Annotated in this window: 14 protein-coding genes and 1 other RNA gene; 13 read left to right on the top strand and 2 right to left on the bottom strand. The window is 45.6% G+C overall.

Annotated elements, in window-relative coordinates; all coding sequences use genetic code 11:
* Positions 1–91: 91 nt before the first annotated feature.
* A non-coding RNA gene (gene ssrS / locus IGI92_RS14745) (6S RNA) lies at positions 92–286 on the bottom strand.
* 85 nt (positions 287–371) lie between these two features.
* Positions 372–1,649, bottom strand: a complete 1,278-nt coding sequence (locus tag IGI92_RS14740) for a replication-associated recombination protein A (protein ID WP_008382049.1) — start codon at positions 1,647–1,649, stop codon at positions 372–374.
* Positions 1,650–1,865: 216 nt separating this feature from the next.
* Between IGI92_RS14740 and IGI92_RS14735 the strand changes: the two genes are divergently transcribed.
* The 13 genes from IGI92_RS14735 (at position 1,866) to IGI92_RS14675 (ending at position 16,799) form a co-directional block, all read left to right on the top strand.
* Positions 1,866–2,564 carry a DNA-3-methyladenine glycosylase gene (locus tag IGI92_RS14735; protein WP_061053359.1) on the top strand — a complete coding sequence of 233 codons (699 nt, stop codon included), beginning with the start codon at positions 1,866–1,868 and terminating at the stop codon, positions 2,562–2,564.
* The gene (locus tag IGI92_RS14730; RefSeq protein WP_034872159.1) at positions 2,500–2,988 is read left to right on the top strand and encodes a DUF3013 family protein; all 489 of its coding nucleotides are present in this window, start codon (positions 2,500–2,502) and stop codon (positions 2,986–2,988) included. The genes IGI92_RS14735 and IGI92_RS14730 overlap by 65 nt, the downstream gene beginning before the upstream one ends.
* Before the next feature lie 11 nt (positions 2,989–2,999).
* Positions 3,000–3,947: a 50S ribosomal protein L11 methyltransferase gene (gene prmA / locus IGI92_RS14725; protein WP_005233456.1), complete on the top strand. Its 948-nt coding sequence runs from the start codon at positions 3,000–3,002 to the stop codon at positions 3,945–3,947.
* A 1-nt stretch (position 3,948) separates the two neighbouring features.
* The gene (locus IGI92_RS14720) at positions 3,949–4,704 is read left to right on the top strand and encodes a 16S rRNA (uracil(1498)-N(3))-methyltransferase (protein WP_005233458.1); all 756 of its coding nucleotides are present in this window, start codon (positions 3,949–3,951) and stop codon (positions 4,702–4,704) included.
* Between the two features lie 4 nt (positions 4,705–4,708).
* Entirely contained in the window at positions 4,709–5,374 is a 666-nt protein-coding gene (locus IGI92_RS14715; protein WP_005233460.1) for a hypothetical protein, read from the top strand.
* A gap of 187 nt (positions 5,375–5,561) precedes the next feature.
* Positions 5,562–7,772, top strand: a complete 2,211-nt coding sequence (locus tag IGI92_RS14710) for a RelA/SpoT family protein (protein ID WP_200126774.1) — start codon at positions 5,562–5,564, stop codon at positions 7,770–7,772.
* Between the two features lie 6 nt (positions 7,773–7,778).
* Positions 7,779–8,225 carry a D-aminoacyl-tRNA deacylase gene (gene dtd, locus IGI92_RS14705; protein ID WP_005233473.1) on the top strand — a complete coding sequence of 149 codons (447 nt, stop codon included), beginning with the start codon at positions 7,779–7,781 and terminating at the stop codon, positions 8,223–8,225.
* Positions 8,226–8,538: 313 nt separating this feature from the next.
* A complete protein-coding gene (locus tag IGI92_RS14700; protein WP_005233475.1) occupies positions 8,539–10,089 on the top strand; it encodes an ABC transporter permease in 1,551 nt (516 codons plus the stop codon).
* A gap of 12 nt (positions 10,090–10,101) precedes the next feature.
* A complete protein-coding gene (locus tag IGI92_RS14695; RefSeq protein ID WP_005227776.1) occupies positions 10,102–10,776 on the top strand; it encodes an ABC transporter ATP-binding protein in 675 nt (224 codons plus the stop codon).
* Positions 10,769–12,316 (top strand): PASTA domain-containing protein, encoded by a 1,548-nt coding sequence (locus tag IGI92_RS14690; protein WP_301388143.1) that lies wholly within the window; start codon positions 10,769–10,771, stop codon positions 12,314–12,316. The genes IGI92_RS14695 and IGI92_RS14690 overlap by 8 nt, the downstream gene beginning before the upstream one ends.
* 186 nt (positions 12,317–12,502) lie before the next feature.
* Positions 12,503–14,242, top strand: a complete 1,740-nt coding sequence (locus IGI92_RS14685) for an ABC transporter ATP-binding protein (protein ID WP_034878268.1) — start codon at positions 12,503–12,505, stop codon at positions 14,240–14,242.
* Positions 14,181–16,103, top strand: a complete 1,923-nt coding sequence (locus tag IGI92_RS14680) for an ABC transporter ATP-binding protein (protein WP_306425334.1) — start codon at positions 14,181–14,183, stop codon at positions 16,101–16,103. Before IGI92_RS14685 ends, IGI92_RS14680 begins: the two co-directional genes overlap by 62 nt.
* 201 nt (positions 16,104–16,304) lie before the next feature.
* Positions 16,305–16,799 (top strand): methylated-DNA--[protein]-cysteine S-methyltransferase, encoded by a 495-nt coding sequence (locus IGI92_RS14675; protein WP_400449959.1) that lies wholly within the window; start codon positions 16,305–16,307, stop codon positions 16,797–16,799.
* The last annotated feature ends 39 nt before the right edge of the window (positions 16,800–16,838 follow it).

Raw genomic sequence — 16,838 nt, 5'->3', positions numbered from 1 at the left:
ATCAGATGGAGGACGTTGCACGGTTTCTAACGGCTAGAAAACGCAAAAAAGCCATCTGTTAAAAACAGATGGCACATTCTAAAAAGAATGGGTAATATCCGTTGATGCCGTTCTTTTTCCCATAGTATTGATCCCGCAAATTCTAGCAGGTGGGTTCCACGGTCTAAGCTTCGAACTACCAAAGGAAAAGGCATGTTACCAGCATTGACACAAGACGGATCCCAAGATATCAATAAAAATGTTCGGTCAACACACAAAAGGGACAACTCGTACATCACAGAATTCCCACCCTTATAGTAGCATAGGAATGACGAAGGTGCAATAAAGTTGTTTGAAAACGATACCAAAAAGTCACTATTTTTTCTAAGCACCTAGTTTTTTTTCTTTCGTTGCTGCAATTGTTGGTACCGTTGGCCCAACGCTTGCTCATATTTACCGGTGGCTTTCGGTTGATAATAGTGGGTACCTTTTAGCTTATCAGGTAAATATTGCTGATCGACCCATGCATCATCAAAATTATGTGGGTATTGATAGCCAACTCCTCGATTCAAGCTTTCGGCGCCTTTGTAATGACTGTCTCGTAAATGATCCGGGACATCGCCAGCTTTACCGCTACGAATATCTGCGATCGCTGCATCCAATGCCATGTAGGCCGAGTTGGATTTTGGTGACAAACATAGATCGACCACCGTATCGGCCAAAGGGATCCGAGCTTCCGGCAAGCCCAAACGTTCAGCGGCTAACACAGCATTGACGGTTCGAGCAGCGGCTGCTGGGTTAGCTAAACCGATGTCTTCATAACCGATGACCATCAAGCGCCGACAAATGATCGCCAAATCGCCTGCCTCTACTAAACGACCTAAGTAATGCAGCGCACCATCCACATCGCTGCCGCGAATCGATTTTTGAAAAGCAGAGATCACATCATAGTGGGCATCCCCATCTTTATCATGGGTCAATGCTTTGCGCTGTACGCACTCTTCGATGATCGCTAAGGTCAAATGAATAATGCCGTCTGGTCCTTTTGGTGTGGAACGGGCAGCGAGTTCTAAGCCATTGAGGGCGCTTCGTAAATCACCGTTGGTCGCTCGCGAAAGATGCAAGCGGGCATCATCGGTCAATACGATGGTTTCTGATCCAAGTCCGCGAGTTTCATCTGCTAAAGCTTGATCAATGGCGGTCAAAATATCTTCTTCTTGGAGCGGTTTGACTTCAAAAATCTGTGTCCGACTGCGAATCGCTGGATTGATCGTAATGTAGGGATTTTCCGTCGTGGCACCGATCATAATAATCTTGCCGCTTTCTAAATGGGGCAGTAAAAAGTCTTGTTTTGTCTTGTCTAGTCGATGGACTTCATCAAGCAATAAAATGACAGTACCGCTCATTTTGGCTTCCTCTGCCACGATTTGCAGGTCTTTTTTTGTATCTGTGGCGGCGTTCAGCATGCGAAACGCATAGCGTGTCGAGCCGGCGATCGCACTGGCAATGCTGGTTTTTCCGGTTCCCGGCGGTCCGTATAGAATCATCGAAGAAAGCATTTTGGCTTCGACCATTCGGCGAATGATTTTCCCCGGGCCAACCAAATGCTGCTGTCCGACGACTTCATCTAAGTTCCGTGGCCGCATTCGATAAGCAAGTGGCTGCTGCATAAAACGATCCTCTCCTTTTCCTGTAAGTATAACATAAGAACGTACATTCTCATAAACAAGCTGATTTGCGTCCTTACGAAAACAAAAGGGCGCGTATTTTCCACTCAGTCAGCAAAAAACAGGTTCGTTGAAAAGAAATCGTTGAGATCACCGCAACTCTGTAGTCAAAGATAGTAAGTTGACCGAGAATTGTGTAGAATAAAGAGGGTGATGAGAATGGATGAATTAATGGCACTATTTGCGACACAGCCGACAACGACCATCGCGCGTGCCTTATTAGGGATGTATTTGGAACATGAGACCCCAAACGGAAAATTAGGTGGGTATATCGTGGATTGTGAAGCATATCTAGGTCCCGATGATCTGGCGGCTCATAGTGTGGGCATGCGAAACACACCTAGGGTTCGGGCGATGTATCAGGAACCCGGCACGATTTATTTATATACGATGCATACGCATCGAATCGTCAACTTTATTACGCAACCAAAAGGCATCCCACAAGGAATCATGATTCGCGGGCTAGAACCGGTGGATGGGATTGACTTGATGGAACAACAGCGACAAAAAACGGGACCGGATGTAGCCAATGGCCCCGGGAAACTAGTACAGGCACTACAGATCCCAGCTGAGCTTTACGGAGAATCGGTTTTTACGAGTCCGCTGCATTTGGTTCCTGAGCGCCGACGTACCCCAAAAGAAATTTTGGCATTGCCTCGAATTGGTATCCCGAACAAAGGGGAGTGGACTCAGATGCCGCTTCGATTTGCGGTAGCTGGTAATCCTTATTTAACAAATATACGAAAAGCCGCTGTTCAGCAAGATCATGGCTGGCTAGAAAGAAGGAATAGTGATGGCGAAAGAAACGATATTGACTTACTTAGATCAGCGATTAACGAAAAAAATCTCCGATTATGATGTGGCGATCGATTGGGATGCCAAAAATCATACCATCGAATTGGTGTTGCGCTTGTTTGCCGAAAATCCTCAACAAGTCCAAATCGACGATGCGCAAGGTGTGGCATCAGAGGAAGCGATCATTGAATTTGAAGATGGGATTTTGTTGTATGATCCACAAAAATCAACGTTTGATGAAGAAGATTATTTAGCGACGATTCCTTATGCAGGAAAAAAAGGGATCCAAAAAGCGTTGTTAGACGGATTGGTTGATTACATTCAAGAAATCTTAGAAGAAGGCCAAAGCGATCTGCTTGATTTCTTGAACGATGACAGTGAAGAAGCGATCTTTGAATTGCGATTCAACGAAGAAGCATTTGTGGAGAAAATGACGAACTATCAAGCCGGGGCTGGGGAAACCATGATCCCGTACCCTAGTTACTAAGGAGAACGAACATGAAATGGAATGAAGTAACCGTAGCGACAGCTAGCGAAGCAGTGGAAGCAGTCGCCAATATTTTAATGGAACACGGAGCAAGTGGGGTAGCGATCGAGGACGTTTTAGATGTCGAAAATTTTAAAAGCGATGCGTATGGCGAAATTTTGGATAAAGAAACCTATACGACCTTAGAAGAAGGTGCGCAAGTCAGTGCCTATTTCCCAGAGACGATTTTTTTGCCAGAAGTGCTGCCGACTATCAAAGCAGCCATCGACCGTCTGCCGGAGTATGGTTTGGCAATCGGCAAAAACACCATCACAACGAGCGAGGTCGTGGAAGAAGCATGGGCAACGGCCTGGAAAAAATATTACCATCCAGTCCGTATCTCCCGCTATCTGACGATCGTGCCGAGCTGGGAAAACTATCAACCGCTGCAAGAAGATGAAAAGATCATCACCCTTGATCCGGGAATGGCTTTTGGGACCGGCACGCATCCTACGACACGCTTGACATTACAAGCCCTAGAAGTCTACTTGCGGGGCGGTGAAACCGTCTTAGATGTCGGGACGGGCTCAGGGGTGTTAAGTATCGCCAGCAAATATTTAGGTGCCAAAGACGTGTTTGCTTATGATCTAGATGAAGTCGCTGTGAGGTCCGCCCAAGAAAATATGGCGATGAACCCCATTGCTCACGATGTGACCGTGCAAGCCAATGACCTTTTGCAAGGGGTGACGGTCCCTGCTGATCTTATCGTTGCCAATATTTTAGCGGATATCATTTTATTGATGATCCCTGATGCATGGCGTTTATTGAAGCAAGAGGGCACCTTGATCGTTTCTGGGATCATTGAGACGAAAAAACAATTAGTGATCGATGCCATGATCGCACAAGGCTTTGAGATCGATCAATTGTTCAATCAAAAAGACTGGTATGCGATCGCCTTTAAAAAACCAGAGGTAGAGTAAGATGCAGCGATATTTTTTACAGGAGCCTTATGAAGCAAAAGCGGTGTTTGCCGTTTCGGGAGAACCCTTCCACCATATGATCCGAGTGATGCGCATGACTCCCGGCACGAAAGTCGGTTTAGTTTTTGAGGATCATTTGGCGATCATCGCCAAGATCAAAGAGGCCGATGAAGAAACGGTTTACTTAGAGGAAGTCGAAAAAGAACAGCAGGACAAGGAATTGCCGCTGCAGGTCACGATCGCTAGCGGCTACCCGAAAGGCGACAAGCTGGACTTGATCGTTCAAAAAGGCACGGAACTTGGGGCGGCAGCATTTATCGGTTTTCCTGCGCAAACTTCGGTCGTGAAATGGGATCAAAAGAAGTTACAGAAAAAGCAGCAGCGGCTGCAAAAAATCGCCCAAGAAGCGGCGGAGCAATCCCAACGGCAGATCGCACCAGCCATCACACTGCTGGATAACGCCAAAGCATTTTGGCAAAGCCTCAGTCAGTACGATGCGGTCCTAGTGGCTTATGAAGAATCAGCCAAGCAAGGAGAAGCAGCGATGCTGCTGCAAGTGATCACCGAATTGCCCGTTGGTAGCAAAGTTTTAGCGATCTTTGGCCCAGAAGGCGGTCTGGCCCCCTCCGAAATCGAAGGAGCCCAGGAAAACAACGCTAAATTATGCGGGTTAGGCCCTCGGATTTTACGAACAGAAACAGCGCCGTTTTATTTTTTAAGTGCTGTCAGTGTGCTAACGGAATTAAAGAGGATGTGAGTTGATGAATAAGAACCAAGAAGCAATCAGTGTCCGTTTGTTGACGGCCGATCTGACCGACTGGGTCTTGAAGGATTTTATCAATCAATATAAAACGGCTTTAAAGGAAGTCGTCGTTTTGCCTAGTGCCATTCGGCGGGCGAAAATCTTGGCACAAGGCTCTTCCTTACAAATCGGCGCAGTGATCGATTACCCCCTTGCCCAAGGAACACTGGCAAAGGTAGCGTTTGAAATCGGTCGGGCGTTTATGGAAGGTGCCGATTTTTTGGAAGTCTGGCTACCGGCTTCTTCCTTCATGGAAAATGATCGTGGCTTTGCGGAATTGACCGAAACGATTCGCTCCTTGACCTTGACAGGAGGGGAGATCCGCTTAGCTGTGCAAACCGAGATCATGAATGAATTGACGAAGATCCAAGTGGCACAACGCTTGAAAGAAGAAGCATGGCCAAAGATCGTGTTAGGACAAAAACAACCACTAGCAGAAGCATTGCACGACGTGAGCTTGTTTTCCTTAGATGGTGGCAGTCAACTGTCGATCCAGATCAATCCTGACACAATAGATGAACAAGCTATGCAATCACTACAGGCTGCCGGCGCCGAGAAAATCGGGCTCTCGTATCATGTTTTTGAAGAATTGCTTAAGGACAAGCCGGCACCCGATGTGCTTTGAACAACAGCGATTGAAAAATAGCTGAAAAATTTGTATAATAATACTACTAAATAAGAACTGCAGGTTAGACAGGAGTCCCATGCTTAGAACGTTTGTCCGCAAGGCTTTGGGTGCGTGACGAAACGTTAACAGCGACTTCTGTCTGCCTTTTTGATAGCACAAAAAAGAAGAGCAGGAGGCGGAATGAATGGCAAAAGAAGTTATATTGACCGGGCCCAATGTCATCAAATTGGTCGCTCATTATATGAGTGAAGAACACGTTGCCTTTGTCCAAAAAGCATTAGACTACGCGACAGAAGCCCACAAAGAACAATTCCGTAAATCCGGCGAGCCTTACATTATTCATCCAATCCAAGTTGCGGGGATCTTGGCAGAATTGCAGATGGACCCTCATACCGTTGCAACTGGTTTTTTGCATGATGTCGTCGAAGATACCGATGTGACGTTAGCCGATCTGAAAGAAGAATTCGGTGCCGATGTAGCGATGCTAGTGGATGGCGTGACCAAGCTGGGTAAGATCAAGTACAAATCTCATGAAGAACAATTAGCAGAAAATCATCGAAAAATGTTGATCGCCATGGCGCAAGATTTACGGGTCATCATGGTCAAACTGGCTGACCGTTTACATAATATGCGTACGTTGAAACATCTGCGGGAAGACAAACAACGCCGCATCGCCCAAGAAACGATGGAAATCTATGCCCCATTAGCTCATCGTTTAGGGATCAGCCGAATCAAATGGGAACTAGAAGATATTTCTTTGCGTTACTTGAATCCACAGCAATATTACCGAATCGTGCATTTGATGCAGACCAAACGAGAAGAACGGGAATCCTACGTTTCCGAAACCGTGGAAGAGATTCGGATCGCTACGGAGGAACTAGATATCTATGCTGAGATCTATGGTCGACCAAAGCATATTTACTCGATCTATCGCAAAATGAAAGACCAAAAGAAACAGTTCAATGAAATTTATGATTTGTTGGCGATCCGAGTGATCGTTGACTCCATCAAAGATTGTTATGCGGTTTTGGGAACGATCCATACAAAATGGAAACCAATGCCTGGGCGGTTCAAGGACTATATCGCTATGCCAAAAGCCAACATGTACCAATCGCTGCATACGACGGTCATTGGTCCCAAAGGCAATCCTGTCGAGATCCAAATTCGGACCCATGAAATGCATGAGATCGCTGAATTTGGGGTTGCTGCGCACTGGGCCTATAAAGAAGGTAAGACGGAAAAAGTCAAAGCCGACAAGATGACCCAACAAGTTGGCTGGTTCCGCGAAATCTTGGAACTACAAGATGAAAGCTATGATGCTTCTGAATTTATGGAAGGTGTCAAAGGCGATATTTTCAGCGACAAAGTCTATGTATTTACGCCAAAAGGTGATGTGACGGAGTTGCCTCAAGGCTCCAGTCCACTGGATTTTGCCTATAGCATCCATACCGACATCGGCAACAAAACTACTGGTGCCAAGGTCAACGGCAAAATGGTCCAATTAGACTATAAGCTGAAAAATGGCGACATTATTGAGATTCTGACATCACCGAATTCCTTTGGGCCAAGCCGCGACTGGGTCAAACTAGTGGCTACCAGCAAAGCGAAGAACAAAATCAAACGATTCTTTAAAGCCCAAGATCGTGATGAAAATATCATCAAAGGGCATGAGGCAGTGGTTCGTACTTTACAAGATATGGGCTTTGTGCCAAAAGAATTCTTGACGAAAAGCAAAATGGCGGAAGCTTGCGAACGGTTCAACTACCAAACAGAAGATGATCTATTTGCCTCTGTCGGCTATGGGGAAGTCAGTCCCACGACCTTAGCCAACCGTTTGACCGAAGAAGAACGGCGCGAGAAACAAATCGAGAAGCAAAAGCAGCAAGTCCAAGAGATGATCAATCAACCGGCGAAAAAAGAACCAGAAAAAATGAAGGTTCGTCACGAAGGCGGCATTGTCATTGAAGGGGTCGATAACTTGTTGATCCGCATCTCCCGCTGCTGCAATCCGGTTCCTGGGGATTCGATCGTCGGCTACATTACCAAAGGTCGAGGAATCTCGATCCACCGCAGCGATTGTCCCAATGTTCAAAACAAAGACGCCGCGAACCGTTTGATTGACGTTGAGTGGGAAGATGCCACCGACATCAACAAAGAATACGATGCCGATCTTGAGATCTACGGCTATGATCGTTCTGGGTTGCTCAACGATGTCTTACAGACAGTCAACACTGTCACCAAGCGTTTGGTAAGTGTCGAAGCCAAAACCAATAAAGACAAAATGGCAACGATCCGTATCACGGTGGCGATTCAGAATTTGACTCATTTGAAATCGATCGTTGATAAAATCAAGCAGATTCCAGATGTTTACAGCGTCAGACGTACGAAGGGGTGAGAAAGAATGCGGGCAGTGATCCAGCGAGTCAGTCAAGCAAGCGTGTCGATTGAGGACAATATCGTCGGTGCGATCCAACAAGGGTTCATGGTTTTGTTGGGGATCACCCATGAGGATACAGGCGACGATGTGGCTTATCTCGTAAGAAAAATCAAAAATCTGCGGGTTTTTGAAGACGAAGAGGGCAAAATGAATCGGTCACTGGAAAGCATAAACGGCGCCGTCTTGAGTATTTCACAGTTCACCCTTTATGGGGAGACCAAGAAAGGCAATCGCCCTAGTTTCATTCAAGCGGCACCGCCAAGTATTGCGATCCCGCTTTACGAAGCCTTTAATGAAGGTTTACAAGCCGAAGGCATCACTGTTGCTACTGGAAAATTTGGCGCAGATATGCAAGTCGCCTTGGTCAATGATGGCCCGGTGACGATCGTGATCGATACGAAAGAAAAATAGGGAATACAAAACGAAGGATTTTCTCGCTGGAAAAGAGTGGGAGAATTCCTTCGTTTTTTTTATACTCTCGAAAGCGCTAAGCATTTTTGATGGAATCCAAGTGAAATCTAAGTTGAAATCGGGAAATCTTACAAAACTGTTAGCAAAAATTCCATTCTTTTATTTGTTATTTAACATCTTTTTCTTGTTCTTTTATAAGGGTTATTAAATGGAAATATCTTTTTCACCCGTTTTTTAATATTTTAAATTCGAAAAACGATCCTTTATTGCGATTGTTCTTGAGGGAGAAGTATGGAATAATTGTTAAAAAATAATGTCACTGGAGGAAATAACAATGAACTTTTGGCAGCGTGCATTAAAGAGTATCACCAGAAGAAAAGGGAAATCATTTATTTTATTTTTAGTTCTATTTATTTTAGGCAATGTGATCGCTGGTGCTGTAGCAATTCAACAATCCACTGCCAACGTGGAGCGAGAGACGAAACGCAAAATGGGGAACGTAGCTACGGTGGAAATGGATTGGGAAGGTTTTGAAAAAGACCATGCGGATGCTTCGGACGAAGAGCGGTCTCAAGAAGATTTTTATCCGAAACCACCAGCGCTGGATCTTTATGAGCAAATCGGTCAATTAAGCTATGTGAAATATTTTGATTACCAAAATCAAGCGTGGTTAGAAACAACAAAATTGAAAGCCTATACGCCGGAGGATGGCTCGGTCGGCATGGGTGGCAACTATTTCTCTTTGAAGGGCGGAAATTTGGTTGAGCCATTAGACATGCAAGAAGGCTTGATTCGCTTGGAGGAAGGCGAGGGATTGACAGAAAAAGATGTCAGTGAGTTGACGAACGCGGTATTGATCAGTAAAGAGATCGCAGAATTGAATAACCTGAGTGTCGGTGATCAATTGGTATGGGATACACGAGCAGAAGTCATGATGGAAGGTGGTTCAAGCGAGGGAGTAAGTGATGATAGTGAGGATGCGACGGACGAAACGGCTGAGAGTGGCAATCGTGTCGCGACCTTTGATTATCCCGTGACCATTGCAGGGATCTTTTCTGTAATTAAAAAGGATCAAAGCAATCAAAGTAGTTCATCAGATCAAAGTGATTCACAAAATAGTGATCAGGTATGGCAAGTGATGGAACAAATCAATACCTTTTATGCTAGCAATAATTTAGTGCAAGATTTTAACAAATTGCAGTCTGAAAAACTTTGGGGTCAAGAAGTGATCGAAGAAGAGTCAGACGCCTATTATCAACCGATCTTTGTCCTAAATTCAACGGATGACGTCGAAGCCTTTAAACAAGAAGCCGGTGCCTTATTGCCCCAATATTATCGTGTCATTGCTAATACGGATCAATACGAGCAGATCGCCGGTGGCTTTACTCGGTTAGGGGTGATCGCAAATTACATCGTGATCATTGCGTCGATCGCAACCATCTTTATTATTTCCTTAGTGGTCTTGCTTTTCTTACGAGATCGGAAACAAGAATTGGGCATCTATCTCTCCTTAGGGGAAAGCCGTGGGAAAGTCATTGGACAGATCGTGATTGAAGTCTTGCTGGTTAGTTTAGCCGCACTGCTATTGTCCTTAGTGACCGGGAACTTATTAGGTGGTGCCGTTTCAAATACCTTGATGCAAAACGATTGGATGAGCAATCAAAATGATATGGGCGGTGTTTATTCTGGCGGTTTGATGGCAGCTGATATTGATTACATGGATATCAAGAATGCCTATCAAGTGTCCTTCTCAGCAGGCTACATCATTACGTATCTGCTGTTAGGTTTAGGAACCGTCTTGTTCTCAGCTATTTTACCGCTATTGTATATTTTACGCTTGAATCCAAAGAAAATCATGATGTAGGAGGAACCAACGATGACTTTATTAGAAACCAAAGCAGTCGATTACTATTACCAAGACGGCGATCAGCGCCGCTATATACTGAAAGAGACCTCTGTTTCTTTTGAAAAAGGGACTTTCTATGCCATCTTAGGGCAATCTGGTTCGGGAAAAACGACGTTTTTATCCTTGATCAGTGCGTTGGATAGTCCGAAAAGCGGTCAAGTACTTTATGAAGGCACCGATATCGAAAAAATTGGGCATGAAAATTATCGCCGCGACGACATCAGTATCATTTTCCAAAGCTATAATCTGATTCCCTATTTAAGTGCAGTTGAAAATGTCTTAGTGCCGATGGCGATCACGAAAAATCAGCTGCCAGACAATCAGCGAGAAGTGGCATACAATTTACTGGATTATATAGGCATCACCAAAGAAAAAGCCGATCGGCTCGTCAATCAATTATCTGGTGGAGAACAACAGCGGGTAGCGATCGCCCGGGCGTTAGCCACCAATGTCGATATCATTTTAGCGGACGAACCAACCGGGAATTTGGATGAAGAAATGGAACAAGAGATCATCGATATCTTTAAGGAGCTGGCACACGTCCACAACAAATGTGTGATCGTCGTGACCCACGCTAACGAGATCGCTCAACAAGCGGATGAAGTCTTGTATTTACGTAAAGGTGTGTTGAGTAAACATGAGTGATTTTTTATCAAATTTTAGCCCGGACAACTATGATGGCAAAAAGAAATCCGCTGGCAATAGCGAGAAAAAAACTAGCGAACCTGTCGGAGATCAAAATGCAAGAGGCGCGGAGCAAGCGAGCAAACCAGCGGAGCCAACGACGGTTCACCAATCAGAAGAGCCGACAGCTAGTGAGCCGATGAGTCGCTCGGCAGCCCGTCAACAAACACAGACGACTGAAGCAAAAGCGGCGAGTTCTGGGACTGAGAAGGTAGCCTCAAAGGAACCAGTCAGCCGTTTTGGTAAAGAAGAAACGGAATTTGATCCGACCTACAAAAAGCGTCAGCAGAAAAAAATCTTGCTGATTGCTTTACTGACCGCCTTGGCGGTTGCCGTGATCGGGATCGTCTATTATCAGATGACCCATGTGAAGGTGCCGGATTTCACTGCCCAAGATCTGTCAGAAGCGCGGACGTGGGGCATGGAAGAAGGCGTCGCTATCAAAGTGGAGCAAGAATATGACTTTGACAAAGACGTCAACCAAGTAATCGACCAAAGTGTCGACCCTGAGAAAAAAATCAAGAAGGGTGCCACACTGACACTGACGGCGAGTCTCGGGCCTGATCCTGAAGAACGCTTAGAGCTACCGGATTTTTCAGCGATGCAAGTGACCGAAGCAAAAGATTGGATCGCTAGCAATAAAGCCGAAAACCTCTCTTTGATCGAACAATTTGACGACAATGTAGCAGCAGAAGCTTTTATCAAACAAGAGGCGGCCAACAAAGAGCTTGATTTAGCCGAATACAAACGCAAAGACCGTTTGAGTGTCTACTATTCAAAGGGCAAAGAAGTCTTTGAAAAAAATATTGAAGTACCTGATTTTACAGGCAAAGCCAAAAGTGAAGCTTCTGAATGGGCGAAAAAGAATGACTTGAAATACAAAGAAGAAACCGTCTTTTCTGACAGTGTCGCCCTGGATCTGGTCGTTTCACAAGAACCAGTCAAAGGCAGCAAACTTGCGAAAAAAGAAGAATTTGTGGTGAAGGTCTCAAAAGGCCAAGCTTTGACCGTTCCAGATTTTTCACAATACACGATCGAAGAAGCCCAAGGACTAGAATCAAAAATCCCGCTGCAAGTCAGCACGGTCTATTCCGATCAAGTGGCGTATGGTTGTTTCTTGAGTCAGTCGGAGGAAGCGGGCAAAGAGTACAGCGAAAGCGATACTTTGCCAACTGTCAAAGTCGTCTACTCATTAGGTAGACCGTATTTGAAAGACATCCGTTTCCAAGCAACGGAAGGCGACTTGCCAAAACTATTCTTTGATGAATACAAATCAAAAGGCGCCAATGTCTATTACGAAATCTACTATGTCGATTCGGCGGAACCAAAAGGAACCGTCGTTGAAATGAGCCGCTACGGCGAGTTCATTCCCCTAGAAACGTGGATCACCATCGGTATCAGCCGCGGCAATCTGCAAGGCAGTACCCAAACACTGCCGGCAGAGGATGGCGGGGAGGCGGATGAACCGGTCAGTACCGCTAGTTCATCTGCTGCCGAATAATCTCGCAACCGACACTTTTTCACACAGCATCAAAAGGTAAGCACCCTTCCTTGGAAGGGTGTTTTTACTTACTAATTGTAAAAAAAACACGAGCGAGCCGCTTGAAATCGCTGGATCGATAAAGTAAACTTGATGGTAACGAGAAAAAATGGCTCCGCAGTGCCATCTATAGAAGGGACGAAACAAATGATAAAAAAATTACTCGCGAATGTTGGCAGCTATAAGAAGGACAGCTTGCTGACCCCTGTGTATGTAGCAGGAGAGGTTGCCTTAGATGTCATTATGCCCCTGATCATGGCCATGATGATCGACCAAGGGATCGAAAAAGGAGACGCCGGTGTGATTCTAAGAGATGGCGGCTTGCTTTTTTTATGTTCCTTGATCGCATTACTTTTAGGAACGCTTGGCGGACGAACGGCAGCGATCGCTTCGGCTGGTTTTGCCCGCAACCTGCGGCACAATCTGTTTCGCCGAATCCAAGATTTTTCCTTTTCAAACATTGACCGCTTTTCTTCCTCCAGTTTGATCACCCGCTTGACCACTGACGTGACCAACGTCCAAAATGCGTATCAAATGATTATTCGTATTCTGGTCCGCAGTCCGTTAGTTCTGATTTTCTCACTTGCAATGGTTAGCACCATCAGCCCAGAACTTATGACGATCTACTTAGTTGTTTTACCGATCTTAGCGATTGGCCTTGCCTTAGTGATTCGTTTTGCCCACCCGCTATTTCTAAAAGTATTCCGCATTTATGACCGCTTGAATAATGTGGTGCAAGAGAATCTACAAGGGGTTCGCGTCGTGAAATCGTATGTCCGGGAAGAACAACAAGAAGAACTGTTTGGCGAAGTGTCCACCGATGTTTATCGGAATTTCACTCTTGCGCAACGAATCGTCTCTTTTAACATGCCATTGATGCAATTTGCAGTCTATACATGTATGTTGCTCTTGTCATGGTTTGGTGCCCAGTTGATCGTGGAACAAAGTAGCCTGACGACTGGTGAATTAGTCAGCATGTTCAACTACACGATGCAGATTTTGATGAGCTTGATGATGATGTCGATGGCTTTCGTGCAGATTTTGATCGCACGAACGTCGGCAGAACGGGTCGTGGAAGTATTAGATGAAGAAAGTGACTTGAAAAATCCCGCCGAGCCAGTCAAAGAAATCAAAGACGGCTCCATCATTTTTGAAAATGTCGGCTTTAGTTACGCCAATGACAAAAACAAGTTGGCGCTGACCGATGCGAATCTACGCATCGAATCCGGTGAAGTCATTGGGATCATTGGTGGAACCGGGAGCGGGAAATCCACCCTCGTCCAGCTGATCCCGCGCTTATATGATGTGATTGAAGGGCGTGTCATCGTCGGCGGTCATGATGTTCGCGACTATGATTTAGAAGCATTGCGGGACCAAGTAAGTATGGTCTTGCAAAACAATGTACTCTTTAGCGGCACCATCAACGACAATTTACGTTGGGGCAATGAAGAGGCGTCGGATGAAGAGATCCAGCGCGTGGCGACGATTGCACAAGCCGATCCCTTCATTCAAGAGTTTCCTGATAAATATGAAACGCAGATCTCACAAGGAGGGAACAATGTTTCCGGTGGGCAAAAACAACGGTTGACGATTGCTCGCGCCTTATTAAAGAAACCGAAAATCTTGATTCTCGATGATTCTACTAGTGCCGTCGACACCAAAACCGATCGCAGTATCCGCGAAGGCTTGAAACGAGAAATTCCGGGAACGACGACGATCATTATTTCCCAACGGATCAATTCGATCGAAGACGCCGACCGGATCATCGTAATGGATGATGGCAAAATCAATGGCATCGGTACCCACGAAGAATTGTTGGCAAACAATGCCATCTATCAAGAAGTGTACCATTCGCAGCAGAAAGGATTTGGTGAAGGTGAAGAATAGACAAGCAGCAAATCCCAAGCGCACATTAAAACGTTTATTGCGAACGATGTTTGGCGACTACAAAGGACAACTCCTATTCGTCGTTGTTATGATCTTGTTAAGTGCTTTTGCCAACGTTCGTGGTTCGTTGTTTTTACAAGTCGTGATCGACGATCATATCACACCGCTTTTAGGGCAAGCCAATCCTGATTTTGGCGGCTTGTTTCGGGCGATCGTCCAAATGGCGATCATCTACCTGATTGGAATCTTGGCCGCACTGATCTATAACTTTATGATGGTCAAGATCAGTGAGGGCACGCAGAAAAAAATCCGTGACCAAATGTTTACACATATGCAGTCTCTACCAGTCGGCTACTTTGATGCCCGCTCAGATGGCGACATCATGAGTCACTTTACCAACGATACGGACACGTTGCGTCAAATGATCTCCCAAAGTATTCCAAACTTGATGATGGCGGCGGTAACCTTTTGTTCTGTCTTTATCGCCATGTTCTCCATCAGTGTTCCATTGACTCTGTTCGTGATGCTGTCGGTTATTTTGATGCTGAATGTGATCCGCATCATTTCTCGCCGCAGCGGCCGCTTCTTTGGCGCACAGCAACGAGATTTAGGCGCTGTCAACGGGTATATCGAAGAAATGATGCACGGACAAAAAGTCGTCAAAATCTTCAATCATGAAAAAATCGTCATGGAAGAATTTGATGCCTTAAATGATCAACTGCAAGAAAGTGCCACTAAAGCCAATGTCAATGCCAATACCTTGATGCCGATCATGATGAACTTACTAAATGTCCAATATGTCTTGATCGCCATCATTGGTGGCCTGTTTGCCATCAATGGTGTTTCTGGACTGACGGTCGGGATGATCGCTTCTTTCTTGCAACTGAGCCGTTCATTGAATGGCCCTATCAGCCAAGTATCACAACAAATCAACTTTGTGATCATGGCATTAGCCGGTGCTGAGCGAATTTTCAACCTATTAGATGAAACGCCAGAAATCGATCATGGCTACGTCACACTGGTCAATGCCAAATGGTCGCAAGGTCAACTAGTTGAAACCAAAGAACGAACAGGCACGTGGGCGTGGAAACATCCCCACGAGGATGGAACCATTACCTATACGGAAGTGACGGGAGACGTGCGGTTTGAAGATGTTGATTTCGGCTATGTCGATAATCAACTGGTCTTACATGAGATCAATCTGTATGCAGAGCCTGGGCAAAAAGTTGCCTTTGTTGGTGCAACAGGTGCTGGTAAGACAACGATTACCAATCTGATCAATCGGTTCTACAACATCCAAGACGGGAAGATTCGCTATGATGGTATCAATATTGAAAAAATCCATCTGGAATCCCTCCGTCGCTCATTAGGAATCGTTTTGCAAGACACCCATTTGTTTACTGGAACGATTCGCGAGAATATTCGCTTCGGAAAACTGGATGCTAGTGATGAAGAAGTGCTGGCAGCAGCGAAACTAGCCAATGCCGACATGTTTATCAACCATTTGCCAGAAAAATACGACACCGTGATCACGGGCGATGGCGAAGGGCTTTCCCAAGGTCAACGGCAGCTGTTGGCAATTGCTCGCGCAGCGATCGCTGATCCGCCAGTGATGATCTTAGACGAAGCCACCTCAAGCATCGATACCCGTACAGAGCGTATCGTCCAATCAGGGATGGATCGTTTGATGTCTGGACGGACCGTGTTTGTGATCGCCCATCGATTGTCTACAATCCAAAACTCCGATGCCATCATGGTGATGGATCATGGCCGTATCATTGAGCGGGGGACCCATGAAACGCTGTTGGAAGAAAAAGGCACCTATTATCAGCTATATACTGGGAAAATCGAATTGGATTGATTCTGCCATTGCTACGGCTTGAAGCTGCAGCGACTGGCGATCTGCCTATTTTCCCCTTGTTTGCAACGACCGATTGGCAGTAAGCCAGTCGGTTTTTTTGCGCAGCTCGAAAAAATGGTATACTGTCACTGAGACAGCCGTAGAACGGCGGCAGCACGTAAGCAGTTGTGCTGCGGAAAATGGATTCCATGAGGTGAAAATATGAAACTAGCATTGGCAAAGATCGTTTTAGACGAAGAATGGTATGAGGTGGTCCAATCGGAAAAAGGGCTAGTGTATTTTGGTCGGCAGCAGGATCATCATGAATTACTCAAATTCTTTCCATTGGCTGAAATCAGTAGTATAGCTGACCTTAATCCAGTAATTGAAACGCAGCTGCAAGCTTATTTTGCAGGGGAACCAGTGACGTTTACTTTTGCGTTTGATTTTGTAGGGACACCGTTTCAACAAACCGTTTGGCAAGCACTGACCCAAATTCCTTATGGTGAAACCACTACGTACAGTGACTTGGCGCTGCGCATTCAACGTCCGACCGCTGTCCGAGCTGTCGCCAACGCAGTGGGGCGTAACCCAATGATGATCGTGGTTCCTTGTCATCGGGTGTTAGGAAAAAACGGCCGCTTGACGGGGTATCGGGGCGGGTTAGCAACCAAACGCCGACTACTGCAACTGGAAGGGATTCCGTTTAAAGAATAAGGAAAGTAAACTATTTATAGTAAAAAATACTAAAAAGCA

This window comes from Enterococcus sp. DIV2379, assembly GCF_050542965.1.
Lineage (GTDB): Bacteria > Bacillota > Bacilli > Lactobacillales > Enterococcaceae > Enterococcus_D > Enterococcus_D entomosocium.
The sequence above is the reverse complement of the archived record's forward strand: the minus strand, read 5'-3'. Positions and strand labels throughout refer to the sequence as shown.

What these genes read in the sequence shown, in the direction of transcription:
- IGI92_RS14700 (WP_005233475.1), top strand. Translation starts at nt 8,539, where the DNA reads ATGTCACTGGAGGAAATAACAATGAACTTTTGGCAGCGTGCATTAAAG.
- IGI92_RS14685 (WP_034878268.1), top strand. Translation starts at nt 12,503, where the DNA reads ATGATAAAAAAATTACTCGCGAATGTTGGCAGCTATAAGAAGGACAGC.
- IGI92_RS14715 (WP_005233460.1), top strand. Translation starts at nt 4,709, where the DNA reads ATGAATAAGAACCAAGAAGCAATCAGTGTCCGTTTGTTGACGGCCGAT.
- IGI92_RS14720 (WP_005233458.1), top strand. Translation starts at nt 3,949, where the DNA reads ATGCAGCGATATTTTTTACAGGAGCCTTATGAAGCAAAAGCGGTGTTT.
- IGI92_RS14730 (WP_034872159.1), top strand. Translation starts at nt 2,500, where the DNA reads ATGGCGAAAGAAACGATATTGACTTACTTAGATCAGCGATTAACGAAA.
- IGI92_RS14690 (WP_301388143.1), top strand. Translation starts at nt 10,769, where the DNA reads ATGAGTGATTTTTTATCAAATTTTAGCCCGGACAACTATGATGGCAAA.
- IGI92_RS14680 (WP_306425334.1), top strand. Translation starts at nt 14,181, where the DNA reads ATGCCATCTATCAAGAAGTGTACCATTCGCAGCAGAAAGGATTTGGTG.
- IGI92_RS14710 (WP_200126774.1), top strand. Translation starts at nt 5,562, where the DNA reads ATGGCAAAAGAAGTTATATTGACCGGGCCCAATGTCATCAAATTGGTC.
- dtd (WP_005233473.1), top strand. Translation starts at nt 7,779, where the DNA reads ATGCGGGCAGTGATCCAGCGAGTCAGTCAAGCAAGCGTGTCGATTGAG.
- prmA (WP_005233456.1), top strand. Translation starts at nt 3,000, where the DNA reads ATGAAATGGAATGAAGTAACCGTAGCGACAGCTAGCGAAGCAGTGGAA.
- IGI92_RS14740 (WP_008382049.1), bottom strand. Translation starts at nt 1,649, where the DNA reads ATGCAGCAGCCACTTGCTTATCGAATGCGGCCACGGAACTTAGATGAA.
- IGI92_RS14735 (WP_061053359.1), top strand. Translation starts at nt 1,866, where the DNA reads ATGGATGAATTAATGGCACTATTTGCGACACAGCCGACAACGACCATC.
- IGI92_RS14675 (WP_400449959.1), top strand. Translation starts at nt 16,305, where the DNA reads ATGAAACTAGCATTGGCAAAGATCGTTTTAGACGAAGAATGGTATGAG.
- IGI92_RS14695 (WP_005227776.1), top strand. Translation starts at nt 10,102, where the DNA reads ATGACTTTATTAGAAACCAAAGCAGTCGATTACTATTACCAAGACGGC.